The sequence below is a fragment of the Runella rosea genome (assembly GCF_003325355.1).
Taxonomy (GTDB): Bacteria; Bacteroidota; Bacteroidia; order Cytophagales; family Spirosomataceae; genus Runella; species Runella rosea.
Genome location: NZ_CP030850.1, coordinates 70,141 through 86,540, shown reverse-complemented (window position 1 = coordinate 86,540; position 16,400 = coordinate 70,141). Strand labels below are relative to the sequence as shown.

At 43.5% G+C, this 16,400-nt stretch carries 23 protein-coding genes; 11 read left to right on the top strand and 12 right to left on the bottom strand.

Annotated features, from left to right (window positions below):
- Positions 1-63: 63 nt before the first annotated feature.
- Positions 64-1,347: a Gfo/Idh/MocA family protein gene (locus DR864_RS00545; RefSeq protein WP_114065106.1), complete on the top strand. Its 1,284-nt coding sequence runs from the start codon at positions 64-66 to the stop codon at positions 1,345-1,347.
- Between the two features lie 252 nt (positions 1,348-1,599).
- Entirely contained in the window at positions 1,600-1,923 is a 324-nt protein-coding gene (locus tag DR864_RS00535) for a hypothetical protein (protein ID WP_114070101.1), read from the top strand.
- Between the two features lie 4 nt (positions 1,924-1,927).
- Here the strand turns inward: DR864_RS00535 and DR864_RS00530 are convergent, their stop codons facing one another.
- Positions 1,928-3,343, bottom strand: coding sequence for a CCA tRNA nucleotidyltransferase (locus tag DR864_RS00530; RefSeq protein ID WP_114065104.1), 1,416 nt, complete (start codon positions 3,341-3,343; stop codon positions 1,928-1,930).
- A 129-nt stretch (positions 3,344-3,472) separates the two neighbouring features.
- Between DR864_RS00530 and DR864_RS00525 the strand changes: the two genes are divergently transcribed.
- A complete protein-coding gene (locus tag DR864_RS00525; protein ID WP_114065103.1) occupies positions 3,473-4,003 on the top strand; it encodes a DUF2480 family protein in 531 nt (176 codons plus the stop codon).
- A gap of 48 nt (positions 4,004-4,051) precedes the next feature.
- Here DR864_RS00525 and DR864_RS00520 read toward each other — a convergent pair whose 3' ends face one another.
- Genes DR864_RS00520 through DR864_RS00495 form a run of 6 tightly spaced genes read right to left on the bottom strand, consistent with a single transcriptional unit; the run spans position 4,052 to position 8,601 of the window.
- Positions 4,052-4,897, bottom strand: a complete 846-nt coding sequence (locus tag DR864_RS00520) for a hydroxymethylglutaryl-CoA lyase-like TIM-barrel protein (protein ID WP_114070100.1) — start codon at positions 4,895-4,897, stop codon at positions 4,052-4,054.
- Between the two features lie 50 nt (positions 4,898-4,947).
- A complete protein-coding gene (locus tag DR864_RS00515) occupies positions 4,948-5,190 on the bottom strand; it encodes a MoaD/ThiS family protein (protein WP_114065102.1) in 243 nt (80 codons plus the stop codon).
- A 53-nt stretch (positions 5,191-5,243) separates the two neighbouring features.
- Positions 5,244-6,383: a vWA domain-containing protein gene (locus DR864_RS00510; protein WP_114065101.1), complete on the bottom strand. Its 1,140-nt coding sequence runs from the start codon at positions 6,381-6,383 to the stop codon at positions 5,244-5,246.
- Positions 6,383-6,742, bottom strand: coding sequence for a DUF5615 family PIN-like protein (locus tag DR864_RS00505; RefSeq protein WP_114065100.1), 360 nt, complete (start codon positions 6,740-6,742; stop codon positions 6,383-6,385). The genes DR864_RS00510 and DR864_RS00505 overlap by 1 nt, the downstream gene beginning before the upstream one ends.
- Positions 6,742-6,981, bottom strand: a complete 240-nt coding sequence (locus tag DR864_RS00500) for a DUF433 domain-containing protein (protein ID WP_205319177.1) — start codon at positions 6,979-6,981, stop codon at positions 6,742-6,744. The genes DR864_RS00505 and DR864_RS00500 overlap by 1 nt, the downstream gene beginning before the upstream one ends.
- Before the next feature lie 27 nt (positions 6,982-7,008).
- Positions 7,009-8,601: an McrB family protein gene (locus tag DR864_RS00495; protein WP_114065099.1), complete on the bottom strand. Its 1,593-nt coding sequence runs from the start codon at positions 8,599-8,601 to the stop codon at positions 7,009-7,011.
- Positions 8,602-8,839: 238 nt separating this feature from the next.
- Here DR864_RS00495 and DR864_RS00490 point away from each other — a divergent pair, with 238 nt between their 5' ends.
- Both DR864_RS00490 and DR864_RS00485 read left to right on the top strand, forming a co-directional pair.
- On the top strand, positions 8,840-9,295 hold the full coding sequence (locus DR864_RS00490; protein ID WP_114065098.1) for a hypothetical protein: 456 nt from the start codon (positions 8,840-8,842) through the stop codon (positions 9,293-9,295).
- Between the two features lie 305 nt (positions 9,296-9,600).
- Positions 9,601-9,954, top strand: a complete 354-nt coding sequence (locus DR864_RS00485; RefSeq protein WP_114065097.1) for a hypothetical protein — start codon at positions 9,601-9,603, stop codon at positions 9,952-9,954.
- A 235-nt stretch (positions 9,955-10,189) separates the two neighbouring features.
- Here DR864_RS00485 and DR864_RS00480 read toward each other — a convergent pair whose 3' ends face one another.
- The 5 genes from DR864_RS00480 to DR864_RS00460 all read right to left on the bottom strand — a co-directional run bounded on the left by DR864_RS00480 (position 10,190) and on the right by DR864_RS00460 (position 14,496).
- The gene (locus tag DR864_RS00480) at positions 10,190-10,624 is read right to left on the bottom strand and encodes a helix-turn-helix domain-containing protein (RefSeq protein WP_114065075.1); all 435 of its coding nucleotides are present in this window, start codon (positions 10,622-10,624) and stop codon (positions 10,190-10,192) included.
- Positions 10,625-10,988: 364 nt separating this feature from the next.
- A complete protein-coding gene (locus DR864_RS00475) occupies positions 10,989-11,882 on the bottom strand; it encodes a S1 family peptidase (protein ID WP_162793486.1) in 894 nt (297 codons plus the stop codon).
- A 26-nt stretch (positions 11,883-11,908) separates the two neighbouring features.
- Complete coding sequence (locus DR864_RS00470; RefSeq protein WP_114065073.1) at positions 11,909-13,126, bottom strand: tail fiber domain-containing protein; 1,218 nt, start codon at positions 13,124-13,126, stop codon at positions 11,909-11,911.
- Between the two features lie 79 nt (positions 13,127-13,205).
- Positions 13,206-13,715 (bottom strand): hypothetical protein, encoded by a 510-nt coding sequence (locus DR864_RS00465; protein WP_162793485.1) that lies wholly within the window; start codon positions 13,713-13,715, stop codon positions 13,206-13,208.
- A 28-nt stretch (positions 13,716-13,743) separates the two neighbouring features.
- Positions 13,744-14,496, bottom strand: coding sequence for an XRE family transcriptional regulator (locus tag DR864_RS00460; protein WP_114065071.1), 753 nt, complete (start codon positions 14,494-14,496; stop codon positions 13,744-13,746).
- A gap of 127 nt (positions 14,497-14,623) precedes the next feature.
- Here DR864_RS00460 and DR864_RS00455 point away from each other — a divergent pair, with 127 nt between their 5' ends.
- The 6 genes from DR864_RS00455 to DR864_RS00435 all read left to right on the top strand — a co-directional run bounded on the left by DR864_RS00455 (position 14,624) and on the right by DR864_RS00435 (position 16,387).
- Entirely contained in the window at positions 14,624-14,842 is a 219-nt protein-coding gene (locus DR864_RS00455; RefSeq protein ID WP_114065070.1) for a helix-turn-helix domain-containing protein, read from the top strand.
- A gap of 4 nt (positions 14,843-14,846) precedes the next feature.
- Positions 14,847-15,152, top strand: coding sequence for a helix-turn-helix transcriptional regulator (locus DR864_RS00450; protein ID WP_114065069.1), 306 nt, complete (start codon positions 14,847-14,849; stop codon positions 15,150-15,152).
- Between the two features lie 24 nt (positions 15,153-15,176).
- Entirely contained in the window at positions 15,177-15,635 is a 459-nt protein-coding gene (locus tag DR864_RS00445) for a hypothetical protein (protein WP_114065068.1), read from the top strand.
- A 105-nt stretch (positions 15,636-15,740) separates the two neighbouring features.
- Positions 15,741-16,046, top strand: coding sequence for a hypothetical protein (locus tag DR864_RS00440; protein WP_114065067.1), 306 nt, complete (start codon positions 15,741-15,743; stop codon positions 16,044-16,046).
- Positions 16,043-16,177: a hypothetical protein gene (locus DR864_RS30335; protein ID WP_262510926.1), complete on the top strand. Its 135-nt coding sequence runs from the start codon at positions 16,043-16,045 to the stop codon at positions 16,175-16,177. The genes DR864_RS00440 and DR864_RS30335 overlap by 4 nt, the downstream gene beginning before the upstream one ends.
- A 3-nt stretch (positions 16,178-16,180) precedes the next feature.
- Positions 16,181-16,387, top strand: coding sequence for a hypothetical protein (locus DR864_RS00435; RefSeq protein WP_162793484.1), 207 nt, complete (start codon positions 16,181-16,183; stop codon positions 16,385-16,387).
- Positions 16,388-16,400: the final 13 nt, after the last annotated feature.

Here is a 16,400-nt window from a genome sequence, read left to right as displayed (position 1 = left end):
TTTTCAGTTCGCGGTGAGAATCAGTGCTTTTTACGCTTTTGGAATAAACCTTTATCCAACCTTATGAGCCACCTTCTAAATCGCCGTCGTTTTTTAAAACAGAGCAGTGCCGCTGCCCTCAGCCTTCCCTTTCTAACGGGTTTTACGCGCAAAGTAGCCCCCAGCGACCGCCTGCGGGTAGCCCACATCGGATTGGGTGGCATGGGAACGCAACACCTGAAATGGTTTGCAGGGTTGCCAGAAGTAGAAATAGCAGCACTGTGCGACTTAGACGAAACGCATCTAGCTTCTGCTCAAAAAACCTTGTTGGGTTTACAACCCGACACAAAGGTCCAATTATACAGCGATTTTCGTCGAATATTAGAACGCAAAGACATTGACGCCATCACCTGCGCAACGCCCGACCATTGGCACGCCCAAGTAGCGATATTGGCTTTTGAAGCGGGAAAAGATGTGTACGGAGAAAAACCGCTGTCGTACAGCGTGCGTGAAGGACAAAAAATGCTTAAATCGCTCAAACGCCACGACCGAATTTTTCAGTTAGGCACCCAAATCCACGCGGGAGACAACTACCACCGCGTCGTTGAAATCATTCGTTCGGGTGCCATTGGCAATGTTCATACCGTGCGACTTTGGAAACCCGGAGCACCGCCCGTACTGGGGCCAGCCAACTATCAGGAACCACCCTCTACCCTCAATTGGGATTTTTGGCTCGGGCCCGCCCCTTATTCAAAGTACACGCCCGAGCGGTGTCATTTCAATTATCGCTATTTTCTGGATTATTCAGGTGGGGTGTATCAGGACTTTTGGAGTCACATTGCCGATGTGGTCTGGTGGGCCATCAATCCCCAAAATCTTACTACCATCAGCGCCAAAGGAGAAGTTGGGGAGGGCATTGGCAATACTCCCAAATGGATTGATGTTGATTATCAGTTCGACAATCTCAAAATTCACTGGACTACCACGCCACCCAACGTGCCGGGAGCGGCCAATCGGGGCATTGGTGCCTATTTTGAAGGAGATAAAGGTACGCTTCTCTGTGATTATAACACCCGCGAAATTAACATCGGCGGAATGCTCATGAATGATGTCGAAACGGTTCCTCTCAGCATTCAGCGGTCGCCTGGGCATCAGCAAAATTTTGTAAACGCCGTCAAGACCCGTACGCAACCCGAATCTAACCTTGAATACGCCCGTCAAATGACTCTTCCTATGCACCTTGGACTTATTTCGTGGCGTCTAGGGCGGGAGTTACACTGGAATGCAAAAAAAGAAAAATTTCGTCACGACGGAGAAGCCAATGATCTATTGTCACGCGACTATCGAAAAGGCTGGGACTGGATATGAAAAACCCTAAGTTATTGGTGTAACATACACAAAAAAAACAAAATTGAAAGTAAAAATCGGGGAGAGAAAAACGGGAGTTAGATAAATTGCAAAAGCCGCTGGGAGACCAACGGCTTTTTTCTTTTTTAAGCAATTATAGTTGAAACGACGAAGCAGATAAAAAAGTTTAGCCAATGAAAAATAATCGAATAGTTTTTCATAAAATTGCAAAAATTTGATTCAGTTCAAATTTTTGACAAAAAATCACGGAAAATGCTCCAACAAACCATTTACGAAGTGCGCATCACCTACATCGGTTCGCTCAATAATTTACGCCAACGCGAACCGTTTGTTACCTATTTTTCAAATCTGAAGAAAACCATTGAAAATATATCGTCGCAATTAGCGCTCAATGGCTGGCCCCTCAAAATTAATTATTCAGCAGTCTATCGGAGTTTGCAGGCCAAAGGAAAATACACGTGCGACTTTGACGTGGCGGGGCATAAAGTATTCAAAATAACCATTACGCCCTACACATTAAACCCCACACTGACTACTTTGGGCATCGACGAAATGCCCACCGTAAAATCCAGCTAAATAGTTAAGAAGCCACGGGCCCCAATCCCATTTTTTTGCCTTCTTCGAGCATAAAAGCATAGGCCGGCTCGAAAACATTCGGGATAATCCCGTCCAGAATCGCCTCACGAACAGCTGTTTTAATAACGCCTACTTCAGCAGAAGGTTTCAGCCCAAAGGCTTCCATGATAACTTCTCCCGTGATGACGGGCTGAAAATTTCGTATTTGGTCGCGGGCTTCGAGGTCGTAGAGCTTTTGTTCAACTTTGTCGAAATTCAACAGGTGTTTTTTGACTTTCTCGGGGTTCTTGGAGGTTATATCGGCCCGGCAAAGGGTCATCAACGCCTCCAAATCGGCGCCTGCATCAAACAATAACCGCCGCAACGCCGAGTCAGAAATGGTTTCTTTCGACAACGCAATGGGCCGCAGGTGAAGCCGAACGAGTTTTTGAACAAAACGCATGTTTTCATTCATCGGCAATTTCATTTGACGAAAAATGCGCGGCGTAAAGCGCGCACCCAAATCTTCGTGCCCGTGGAAGGTCCACCCTACTTTTTTATCAAAACGCTTGGTGGCGGGCTTGGCAATATCGTGCATGATGGCCGCCCAACGCAGCCACAAGTCGTCGGTATGTTTGGAAATATTATCCAATACCTGCAACGTATGATAAAAATTATCTTTATGACCTTTTCCGTCTTGATATTCAGCCCCTTGTAACTCTACAAATTCAGGAAAAATTCGCTTTAAAATACCTGCTTGGTGCAACAGTTTAAAGCCATAGGAAGGCACCGCCGACAAAATGATTTTGTTAAGTTCGTCGTTGATTCTCTCTTTAGAAATAATATCAATGCGCTCAGCGGTTTTAACCAGACCATCAAAGGTATCGGGTTCAATGTCAAAATTCAGTTGAGTTGCAAAACGCACCGCCCGCATCATGCGCAGTGGGTCATCAGAGAAGGTAATTTCGGGGTCAAGCGGTGTCCGAATGAGCTTTCTGCGTAAGTCGTCAATACCATTAAAAGGGTCAATCAACTCGCCATAATTTTCAGCATTCAGGCTGATACCCATGGCATTGATGGTAAAATCCCGTCGATTTTGGTCGTCGTGCAACGTGCCGTCTTCCACTATTGGTTTGCGGGATTCTGTACGGTAAGATTCTCGCCGCGCACCCACAAACTCAATGTCTAAATCATCCACCCGAAACTGCGCGGTACCAAAGTTCTTAAACACATTCACGTGTACGCCAAGCTTTTTGGCTACCGCCTCCGCCAATGCTATGCCACTCCCGATGGATACAATGTCGATGTCTTTGGAAGGACGCTTTAAAATTAAATCACGTACATAACCTCCTATCACATAGGCGTCTACTCCAAGCTCCTTGGCAGATTGAGCGACAACGTTAAAAATAGAATGTTTATCTAAGACTTCACTAAAATTCATTCTTCCAAACTTTATAAGCTGCAAAGGTAGCATTTGTCGAACAACAAATTTGCTATTTATGCCTCGCGTTCACAAACTTTCGACCTGTAATGTGTGTTGCATTAAGTGCAAAGCATACTATTAAGTAAAATGGAAGAAATCATCAACCGCGTTGCCAAAAGCGGCCTCGTTACGTTAGATTTAGAAGATTATTACCACCCTGGAGCGCGTGTACTGTACGACTTGAAAGAGAATCTCTTCATGGGAATGATTCTGAAAGAAAAAGACTTCCGGGAGTTTTTGAAGAGCCACGATTGGTCGCAATACAAAGGCCAAAACGTTGCCATTACCTGTACAGAAGACGCCATCATCCCCACATGGGCGTATATGTTGCTGGCCTTACAGCTAGAGCCTCACGCCAACTCGGTTGTTTTTGGAAACCTGAATGACTTGGAAGAAAAACTTTATTTTGATGCCATCAACCAAATCAATCCAGAAGACTATCGAGATGCCCGCGTCGTGGTAAAAGGATGCAGCAAACACCCGGTACCCACAGCAGCTTATGTGGAAATAACGCGCAAATTACAGCCTGTAGCCCAAACACTTATGTTTGGTGAGCCATGCAGCACCGTGCCACTTTACAAGCGCCCGAAAAACACGCAAGAAGCGGTCAATGCTTAGCCAGAAAAAGGTCAGGGAAGCATCACACGACAAATTTTCTGACCTTTTTTATCCAAAAACGTACTGAGATGCCAGCATCGCCTGCGCGAGCTGTTGCTCGTCGATGGTAAGTTTTGCTTCTAACTGATTCAACTCACTCACGACCAGTTCCGTCGCCAAATTTCCTACCAGTTTATCTTCGGCCAGTGGGCAACCGCCAAAGCCCCGAACGGCACAATCAATGCGCTGTACTCCCGTTTTGTAAGCGGCTCTTACTTTCTTGGCCACGTGACTCGATTTAGCATGAAGATGCGCCCCAAATTCAACATTTGGGAATTTTTTGAGCAAATGTCCGTACAATGTTTTAATGTCATCGGTGGTACTCGTTCCGATGGTGTCTGACGGGGCAATGATGTTGATGCCCATGCCCACCAAACGCTCCGAAAATTGCTCCACCAGCTCGGGGCTGTACGAGTCGCCGTAATGATTGCCGAATCCCATCGAAAGATACACAACCAATTGTTTGTTGGCGTTCAAACACAGGTTTTGAATTTCGCTCACTTCGTCAAACGCTTGCGCAATGGTCTTGTTGGTGTTTTTGAGTTGAAAGGTTTCGGAGATGGATAATGGAAAACCTAAATACGTAATCTGCTCAAATACAGCTGCCTCCTGCGCCCCTCTTAGGTTGGCGACGATGGCAAGCAACTTGGTTTTTGTAGCGGATAAATCCAACTTTTCGACGACCTCCGCCGTATCGCGCATCTGCGGAATGGCTTTGGGGGAAACAAAACTGCCAAAATCAAGCGTGTCGAAACCTACTTGCAACAGACGATTTAAGTAATTTATTTTTGTTTCCGTTGGAACAAAATCGGTCAGCCCCTGCATGGCATCCCGTGGACATTCGATGAGTTTCACAGTATTTTGGTAAGTAATAAAAAAATTCAATCAAAGTTTTAAAAAGCATTTTAGCCTCCGCTAACGGGCGGAATGAGCACGATTTCGTCGTTGGAATGCAACAGGGTCGAATCGTCGACGTATTCGGTATTGATGGCTACCCGTAGCGAAGATAACTTCTGAAAATCAGGGAATTGAGTAATCAAAAACTGCTTCAAATCGGCCACGGTTGCTGCGTCAGACAACTGTACGGGCAATTCGAGCTGACCGATTATTTCTTTGGCAATCCCGAAGGACAGTATTTTAAGGTTCATTTGTACTAACTAAAATTTGTATAGTTTCTCAACATTTATCCTTTTAAAAACATTCACCGCAACTGCTCCACCACCCGTTTGAGGCTCTCCAAATTGTGGGCGGGCGCGTGCAAATCCAAATGCGGTAGCACCGCTTTAAGCGCTTTCACTTCGGGGCGATAATCAGGCGAACCCGCCAATGGATTGAGCCAAATAACGCGGCGGGCTTTCCGACGAATGCGCTCCATGTTCAGCGCCAAATCGTCGCCCTCGCCCGTATCCATACCGTCGCTGATGATGAGCACGATGGTGCGGGAATTGAGCTTACGCATGGCATATTCCTGCACAAACTCGCGCAAAACGGCTCCAATATCAGTTCCACCCGACCAATGTGGCACGCGTTCCGTCAGATTTTCGAGGGCCTTTGTATACTCCATTTCTTTTAAATCTTCAGTGATACGGCACAGGCGAGTGCTGAATACAAAGGTTTCGATGGATTGGTACAAATTTTGAAACGCAAACATAAACTGCACCCAAAAACGGCTATAAAGCTCCATGGATTTGCTCACGTCGCAGAGGAGCACCAACCGAATTTTATTGCGGGCGGGACGGCGGTAAAATAAATCAATGATTTCATCCCCTTTCCGAAAGTTGTTGCGAAGTACGCGCCGCAAATCCAACTGCCCACCGCTACGAGCCGCTTCGTAGCGGCGGCTCATCGTTTTTGCCATTCGCTGCACCAACGTCCGGATGATTTTCCGCGCTTCATATAAATCTTCGTCGGTATACGAACCAAAGTCTTTTTGGGAAAGCGGCTCGCCCAAACTATATGAGGCAAGTTCCTCCTGCTCAGGCTGACGGTTGCCACTCAGCCAGTTTTTCAGGGCTTCAAACGACGCTTCACCATTTTGATTATTTTTCTTTTTTTTAGATTTGCTCTCTTCCGCGTCTTCTTTTATTTTGGAATCAACAGCTTTGGCAAGTTCTTTCCAATACTTTACATATAGCTCGTCAAACTCCCGTAGTTGTTTACGGTTTTGGGGATAAACACTGCGCAATGCCAGATAAAACTGTACTTCGTCGCCCACGTTGATTTCGGCCAGTGCTTTGAGCGCATCTGCCTCACGATCAGGCCCAACGGGAATACCGCTCGCCCGCAAAAAACGGCTAAAGGCCACGATGTGCCCAGAGAGAGATGTTTGGCGGGCAATCATCAAGGATTGACGAATTTACTGAAACGAACCACTTTTTCTGTCAGAACTATAAAACCCGACAAATCAAGATTAGGGTAATTTTCGAAGAAGCTTTTCAATACCTGTATTTTATTAGCGATTCTTTCATTTTCCAGTCTCATAAAAATCACCCCAGCATGTTGTAACTTTTTTTTAAAAATCAACTCTCCAAAATCCTTATCGTTTGTGACCAATACCCTACTTTCATCATTCGCTTTTTGAAGCACTTGCTCGTCTTTCCAACCAGGGGAAGAGTCAGGAACGGAATAAACATCATTTCCTAGCGAAACTAAAAAGCGTGCAACAGAAGGCCCAGCACACTCATCGACAATAAATTTCATTAGGCGCTCTGTGGAAGTGGATAAAAGAGGCTATTCTCTAATATTTGCTCAGCAAATGCCAAACAAGCATATATATCATTTTCCTGAAGATAGGGATATTCTTCCAAAATTTCTTTAAATGTGGCTCCATGCGCCAATTGACCAACAATGTATTGAACAGATAGCCTTGTCCCCCGAATTACTGGTTTTCCAGTTAATACGGCAGGATTTGTTTCGATACGGTTAAGCAATTCGTTCATAATCAAAGTCATTGATTGCCTGTAAAATTAATTATTTTTCTCATAAATCCACTTGAAAATGTCCTTAGGCAAGTCTTCAAAACGGCCTTCTGCTAAGGCAGGATTCGGTTCATAAGTTATTACATTTTCGGCGTTTTCAAGGTCTTCGCCAAAAAGTTCCCGTTCAAGCGATGACGTGTATTGTTTTTTGACCTGAATTAGCTTACAATCAGTGGGTTTACCCCAACGGTCATTGTCGGCCAATACCAGCTGAATCTTGCGCCAATCATCATAAAAATACTCCTGCAACAACGGAATAATCTGGTCTCTCATGGCCTTGCAAAGTTGCTCAAATGTATGAATATTCATCAAATATGCGTGCCCGATAACGTGGTCACGGTCGTGCAAAAATTCGATACGCTCGTTGAGCGTGCGCAACAGTCGTCCTAAATCAGTCGTTTCAATAACCCTGCCTTCGAGCAGCGTTTCGTTGGGTTGTCGCTCGGCAAAATGAAACCTTCGGCGTAGGGCAGTATCCAACAGCGCAATGGAACGGTCGGCGGAGTTCATTGTTCCTAAAATGTAAAGATTGGGCGGCACTCCAAAACGCTCCTGCGAATACGGCAACGTGACCCACAGCTCATTTTCAGCCCCCAACCGCTTAGACGGCTCAATGAGCGTGATGAGCTCGCCCAACACCTTAGAGATATTGGCGCGGTTGATTTCATCAATGACCATAAAAACTGGTTCGGCGCGGTCAAATCTCGCTTTTCGGGTGTGGGCAGCATCCGTGATGCAACCTTCAAAACTTTGGTAATCTGCTTTCCTGAGCGCCTCCAAACAGGCCTCATAAAAAACCCCTTTCCGTACCCGATAGCTGATTTTGTCGCCGATGGTTTCGGGGCGAATTCCTTCCACAAATTCCTCATAACTAAAGGATTGATGGAAGGTGATAAATTTGTGTGAATAAACGCGACAAAGCTGCTGAACCTCGTAGGTTTTGCCCGTTCCGGGCGGGCCATACAAAACGTAATTAAGGGGGATTTGAGGTTTTTCAACGGGTACTTTATACACTTCTTCCGAGTCTTTAAGCGTTGTTTTTCCGCTCGTTATCTCATATCTTTTTTCCGCTAATCCCAACACTTCTGCGTTAAAGGCATCATCTTCAGCAGCATGATAAACCGCATTATTGTGCAACTCGCGGTGGTTGGTCGATGTAGCCATTTGCTTTAAATCTTGTAACGAATCAATCCAGTATTGCACAATACTTTCGTTTTGCCACAAATGTTTATCGGCGTATTTAATCCAACCTAGTGTATAATCAGAAGTACTTTTATCCTCAAAAATAATGTTACTGTTATTCAACGGAGCTTTGTTCAAAAGCTCTTTTTTAAACAACAATCCCACACCCACATTTTCCTTTTTTCCAGAAATCTGCAAGCAGGTGTGGTTGTTTAGATTTGCCGTAATTCGAGGGTGCTTATCACTGATTGTAAACGCAATCTGGGCGGAGTTGAGCGGTAAGTCCAAACTGTCAATCATCTCCTTCAACAACTTAAAAAAACGCCGTACTGCGTCGTATTGATTTATACGACGAATCTGCTTTACCAAAATATCACGCTCGGTGACTGTACTTTTCATAATATAGAATCTACTTCCTGAACTTCTCATTCCTCTGCAAATTACAAAACTCCCGTAATTTTGCAGTAAATGCCACCCAAACACCCAATAACTTTACGCTAGTCAAAGGTAAAATCTAGTTTTCTTACCCTAAATTTGATTTTGGGGGGATATAACTTATCTTTTTGAAAAGCGTTTACGTTGGAGAGTAACCCAATTGCGTGTCATTCTTTTGCCATTAATTTCATCCCAGTAAAAAATGCCTATTCGATTTCTGTTCTTTTGTCTTTTTCCACTCGTTTCCTGCGCCCAAACTTTTTCGTATGGTCGATTTGTTGCCCGAAATCACACCGTTGTCTGGACCGAAAAATTTGAAATTAAAGACATGGATGAGCCAATTATTGTCGACGCCGTCAAAGAGCAGTTAAGTGGGAAGGAATACGTTCGTTTTGACACTCTTCAACAACACGAAATTGTGAGCGGATGGCTCATCAATCCTCCCGCTACGGCCATTGCCAAAGCCCGATTTAGGGTTGATATTTTATACGAAGGATACGTAGTGGCCGTCAGCGAAATCGTCGAATCAGCTTCAAATGTTGAAGCGCCCTTGGAAAGTTGTCTGCTGGAAAGTAATGGAAGTTTTATTAAAAATCCTCCCAAACGAGTTGAAACGTTAGACAGCTTTTTGATAAAGCTCTTTGAAATAAAGCAGTAATTCTTCTTTTTCTACACGTTTCCAGAAAATAGTCAAAGCATATAATAAAAACCAAAAAACGGGTGCTAATACCAGTCTCAACTTAAACGTATTTTTGTTAAACACCAATTTGAAACATGGCTACGTTTTCTGGCTGAGTATCAATCTAATCAGGCTCAATGATAATTCAGAAGTGGATCTTCATTTGTGCCGATTTTCTGTTATTTTTGTAGAGCATCTTAAATGCCTTTTGCAACCACTAAGAATCGAGTATTCGTGATGGTTGACTCTTTTGTTTTTCTGCCTTCTTCTTAAACTGTAAGGTTATGCTGTTAGCTTTGATCTTTACCGCCTTAGCAATATGTTTGATTTTTGGAGAATGGCCAGGCCCTCACCGCTTTGAAGTCCATTCCGAAACCGAATCCCATCAAGAAGCAGAAGTATATATTGAGCGCAAACGCCATTTTAGAACCGTTGACACGAATGGAACGTCTGCATTTATGACGGATGACTTAGCTGTCTACTTTCTAAAGCCCGCCCATGAGGAGATTGAAAAGACCCGCGAAGGTTGGCTTAGAAGCCTTTCGCTTCGCCACGAAAAAGGCGAATTGACCGACAGTGAATTTAGCGAGGAAATCAATAGATGTTTGGACCAAACAGCCGTTAGAACTCTGAAATAAACAGCTGTATTTGAAAAGATTGACGTTTTCTACCAATAAAATCCCATTTTAAAATAAACAAAAAAGGGTTGTAAGCCAATGACTTACAACCCTTTGAATACGTGACGAAGAGGAGACACTTTCTTAGCGTGTATTTAATTGATTTATAAATAGTTACGGTAATACTGAATTAGCGAGGTCTGGTATTGGGTGGGGTGAGTGCTGTAAATGCCCCAAAAGTGAGTGTAATGGTGGGCTAACTGGAAACATTTACCAGTTTCACACCCTTTATATTCCTGAGCTCATCCACCGAAATTTCCATTGGGTCAATCACCACAATTAACTTTTGGTGTTTGTCAGACAAAAACATTTCGCCTGTCCCGTTTTCCCACCAATCTTTGCTGACAGCAAAGGTGGCCAGTATATCATTAATGACCCGCTGCCCCAAATTGCGCTTACCTTTCTCCAATGCTGGAATAATATTCTGATTGGTCTCAAGTTTTTTGGCAAACTCTACCTGAGTCAATCCGAGTGCCTTTCGGATGGCCTTGACCTTTTCGCCTTTGGAGTGCACTGTTGATAATGTTTGACTCATTATTAAATCAATATTTAAACCAATTAGAAGTTGCCAATGGTGTGCCAAGGCTTTTTGAAGAAATATATCTTTTCCATTCTTTTCTTCTTCGGGCACACGATTGTTATTGTGGCAATAAAGCCTGCTTTTGCCAAACCCAGATTTAGTTTGCCTTCGTTCAGGACAAGCGTTGCTCGTGTAGCTTTTTGGGGCCTTTTGCGAAAAAATGAAATATTTAACCTAATCCCGAAAAAAAATCTACAACTTTGTTTTAAACAATTTATTTGTTATGCGTCTGGGATTGTTTTTCATAGGAGTGCTTCTTTTGCTTGGTTGCTCTAAACGCCCATATGAGCAACCAAGGGTAGTTAAATCTGCCCAGTCTCCTAACACACCTATTGATAGCTCTTTAAGATTTTATAAAGTAAATGTTTCGGGTAACGACTCCCTATACCCCGTAAATGCTTCGCGAAATCAATAGCTACTTCCACTTTAGTATTGCTTTTAGGTGATTTATAGAGACGACTCCGCTTATTCCAATTGAATTATTGGCTACCGCTTCAGCTAGAAGCATTGTGGTCTTTCCCGATTTTACCCCATTGATCATAAGGTCAGAATTAGGGTTTTGTAGACGAATAAAATTGGCAATATTATCAGCTTCGTTTGCATAAGGATTGAGAATAAAAGTTGCTATTCCAATCACATAATCATCTTCGGGTTTAGAGCCTAATTTTATTATTGGTCCGCCAGAATTACCCCTATTCATTGTTAGGTCCAACCACGCAAGATTTCTAACTTTTTGAGCCACCTCTGTTTTAGGTTTACTTGAAGATGTCGCCTTTCTGAGCTCTTCGAATTTTGTTGATAATATTCCAGTAGAAACTATGTGCGTTGGCAGGCCAAGCGGGTATCCACATGTATAAATCGCATCACCCTCTTCTATGTCACCAAAATTTCCTAATGGTAAATATGAGAATTTTGATTTTGGCAATGTTTTGGCTTTTATCAACACACAATCGTAAAGAAGACCTTCTATCCTATTTTCATTTAAAAAAGACAACTCTATTTCAGCGGGAATAACTTCCCCACTTATTGTTCTTATCGCAATATCTCTCACACCAATTTTAAGACCAGCATTATTATAAACTATTGCATTTTCAATTACGTGATAGCATGTTGCTAAATACCCATCATCATTTACAAAAAAGGCTGTTCCAGCCCCTCTGTATACCTTGTTGCTCACGTCATCCGACGTATTAATTAATAAAGCAACAATCGATTCTTTGACCCTTTGAACCCTCTCCTTGCCTAAAGATTGGGCTAGTAAGCTTACTGGAGCTAATAAGATTATAATTAATAGTGTTTTTTTAATCATCTGTATTTTGTTTGGATAAAGCATTATTATTTTAAAGCCCCCGCCTTCACCAGCGCCTCCACCTGCTTTTTTAACTCTTTGAGCGCAGCCACTTCTTTCTTTAAATCTTCAATCTGTTTTTGCTGCTCCTTCACGGCATTCACCAGAGGCATGACAAAATCGGAATACGCCAAAGAATACGTGCCATCAGGCGATCTTTGCAGACCGCTAAACTCTACACCTAGGTCCCTCATTACTTTCTCTACATCCTGCGCAATGAATCCATCATGACGTAATTTGCTCTTGTCAGCAGTGTAGTAGTAGGAGGCTGGTTTTAGCTTGGTAATAAAGTTTAGCCCCAAACGGGAAGTGTATTTGATGTTTTGCTTCAAACTGCGGTCGGAAGGAGTTGACCAAGGGACGGCACCTTCGATGACTGTGACATTTACGTCTCCTATGCGGACTTTGTTGGATGCGTTGACTTGGGCGTTTGCACCGATGGCGGTGGCGTTGGTTAGGTCGCCAAGTGATATGACAGTGTTGTAGCCTAAAAACGTATTGTAGCTACCAGAAACATTGCCTTGGCCCGAAAAATAGCCACTTGCTGTATTGTAGCTGCCAGTTGAGTTAATAGTAAGTGAAGATACGCCAGTAGCGGTGTTATTGCTGCCACTGATATTGTTTACCAAGGCGGCATTCCCGTGAGCAGAATTGTTGTGGCCAGACGAGTTTGAAAATAATGCCCAAAATCCTGTAGCGCTATTATAGTTGCCAGTCAAATTTGAACGTAAAGCTCCGTTTCCATGAGCGGCATTATAACTTCCCGTTGTATTATAGTAAAGCGCCTCTACCCCTGTTGCTGTACTCCCTCTTCCTGTTTTGTTGTATTTTAATGAACCCGCCCCCGATGCCGTATTGTCACTTCCGTCTGTATTTAACCATAGGGCTTCGTATCCTATTGCCGTATTAAAGTATCCATTTTTATTATAACGCAACGATTCCCATCCAATAGCGGTGTTGCCAGTGCCGTCAAGATTCTCTCTTAATACGTCAGCGCCAATTGCTACATTGCCCGCGCCAGTTGTATTGGATTTTAGGGCATTATTTCCAAGGCTTACGTAAGTGGTATTCAATGATGCGCTATTTGTGCTACCCTTGAACCCCTGCGGAGTAATTGTGATGGCACCATTTACAGTGTTTAGGGAGTTAATTTGCCCGCACGTCCGAATGCTTACAAACGCAAGTATGATAAATATACATTTCATGGAATAATTATACGTTTCTCGGGAAGTCCCTTGGAATGATAGAGGTCAAGTCTTGCTTTAATACAATTTATCTAGGCTTTTATTTAGTGTTTACATCAACGGGGCGACAGCTAGCGCTTGCAATCGAAAATTCTCCTGAAGATGTCTCTGATTTTACTAGAATATTATTGACATATATGCTAGCCTTTACGCTACCACCTTCACTCCCATTCTGTGCATTGATATACAAAAAGTCGCCCCCTTTAGCTGTTATGCGTCGACTCCATCCAACATAGCCGCCTGCTTTATCTGTACCACCTGTTGAGTTTGTATAGCTAATATCACATTCACGACAGTCAACTCTATATTCTACACTATAATCCGACACCTCGTCAACCGACTCTTTTGCAATCAGAAAAAAGAGAAATCCCCCAATAATGATAGACAGTATACTAAACATCTTGGAGCCATCCCTTATAAGGCCAATTAGCGCAAAGACGGCCAATGCCATTAAACCAAGGCTCAATAATAATCTAGGTGTAAAAAACAGGAGGATTGAAATTACAAGCGCTATAATTCCAAATGTACTGGAACGAGGTTGAGTAGACATTTTTTATTTTTATCGTTGAGTATTCGCTTTAATATAATCTTCTTCTAATCAATTCTGTCACCTTCCAAATCGCCTTTATATCTTCAATCTTTACCGTGATGGGCCCATGAATGGCGTTATCTGAAATCAATTCCAGTTGGCCCGTGGCCTGCAAAGTGTTTTTCATTATCCTTTTAATGACAAATGAATTTCTGTACACCACAGCGTAAATACCGGGGTTCAGATATTCCCATTCCGATATTTCTTGAAAAAAAGCCAATACCCTATCTCCCCTTTGCATACCCGGCTCCATACTGTCCCCGTCAACTGAAATGGCAATAGCCTTATCATATTTTACTCCGTAATCTGGCACTACATACTCGTAATCGGATATGTATTCGGTATAGTTATCCAAATTCTCTACAAATCCCGCACGGGCATTTACGCCAATCAAAGGCACTTTAATCAAATGCTCAGGGATATAGGAGGTAACCCCTCTGGGCCCTCTCAACATGGGAGACTGGTAAGCAGCCCCATTTTCTTGAACATCAGATCGTTCTTTTTTTTCGGGGAACATCTCCCCCTCCCCAGTTAGAAGCCAATTTTCATTGAACTCAAATGTAGAGGACATAATTTTTAATAATCTTTTACCTAGTCCTTTATGTCCTTTTTCCAGCTTTGAAAGATAAGACTGCTCCATTTCAACGCGTTCCGCAAACTCCACCTGATTAAACCCAAGCGTTTCGCGTAAATATTTCAATCTCTCTCCTACTGTATTCATCTGTAAATCAATGGTTTTCATTTTTGTAGAATGGCTGGATTAAAAAAATAGTACCTTTTACTAAAAAAATATGTCCTATCGCTTGGAATTTTTATGACCTTTTACCTATATTTGTACTCAATAAACAAGCACTAGCAAATATAACAATATGCAACAGGCAGAACAAAATAAATTGAGTGAACGGCACGAAGAGCTAATGGGCTACCAACTGGTAACTACGGCCATTAAGGAAGCGGGGGTAAATCGGGCTACTTACTACCGGATATTGAACGGCGAGGTTAATCCATCGGCCAAAACATTGAAGGCGATTCTATCCGCTCAAAAGAAAGTTTTGACCGCAACCAAAAGAGAACTCCAAAAAGCCTAACGCCATGGGAGCCGCCACCAACACCCCTACCACCGCCGTCCTGCTTACACCGCAACAATACGCGTCATTGATGGCCATTGTGGAAAAAGTAGAGGCGTTAGAGGCAAGAATCAAAAGCCTCGAAACCAATGGCAGAAGGCCCGCCCAGCTTGACCCAATCCTGACGGTGGAAGAAACCGCCAAACGACTCGGCAAATCGACAAAGACCATTTACCGCCGCATTGCAGAGCAAAAAATCAAAACGGTGTCGACGGATGGCAAATCCTACGGAATCCGTGAAAGTGAAATCAATAAGTACCTCGAAAGATAACCAATAACGCTTACCTCTTAAACCATGAAAAAGACCTCAAAAAAATCATTATCGCTTGCCTCGAAATTGCGCCGCAATCTTCGCATGGGCAAAATCTGCATCGTTGAATTCCTTAAAGTGGAAGATGGGACCATTACCCGTCGCCGCGTCAGAGCCTTATCGTCTGGTGACACCAAGGGTACTGGCCAAAAGCCCAAAACGGGTATTGTTTGCTTTTTTGATTTGAAAATACAGGCGATTCGCTGCTGTCGGACTGAAAACATTCTTTCTGTGCAGACCGAAGCCCAAAAGATGCGTGCCGATATGCGCCGCGCTCGCTACGAAAAAGCCGTTGAGGTGGCGGCGTTCTACGACATATCTGTAAAAGATGCGTGGGCTATTGTACTGGACAAAATTCAACTAAGGAGCTACGAGTCTGAGCGGCAAGAAGACTACTACCTCAGCGGGGAATACCTGTTTGACCTTGCTGACGCCAAGCATTAATAGGGTTTAGGAGTCCAGAATGGGGCGGTAAATGCTCCGCTCCCATTTTCCTTCCCCTACTAAAAGACAGAGGCGGTTCGCCGCTGCGATTTTCATAATGTTGATGTGAGTCAGATTCGGGGCGAAGCCTCTTTGCTCCGAATTTTCCTTTCTAACTTCCAAAACCGCTTTTCTCATGAAAAAGACCTTGACATACATCGCCCACGCCCTGATTTTACTGGCTGGCTCAACACTGTTTTACTTATCACTTTTCACGATTTAGCCTTTAAAACCATGCAAAAACCACTAATGAACGACGATGACGTGTGGGGCGTGTTCCTCACTGGTATTTTATGCGCCTTGGGCTCAGCGGCCATCGTTGGCGCTGTATTGTACTGTGGTTCTCAACTCATAGCCTTTCTGACGCGATGAGACGCACACCCAAACAACCCAAAGACACCTTTACACCCTTTATCATGGTGTTCTTTTTAGCCATCATGGCCAAGCTGCTTTACTGCGTATTTGTCCTGTTCAAAATGGGCGCTTTTGATAACCTTTTCTAAGCCATGATGACTAGCCAACAATCCTTGCATCATTACCTAAGCGCCTATCACAGCTATAACCGATGCGTCCAAGAGTTGATGTACACGGCACCCGAAACCGAAGAGGAGCTAAAGGCGCACTTTGATAAAGTCCACGCTAAATGGCTTGAATTAAAAGCCCTTGAAGCGGGGCACTACGCCAAAGAATCCGAAGAAATAACCATCATTTAATTTTTAACCATAA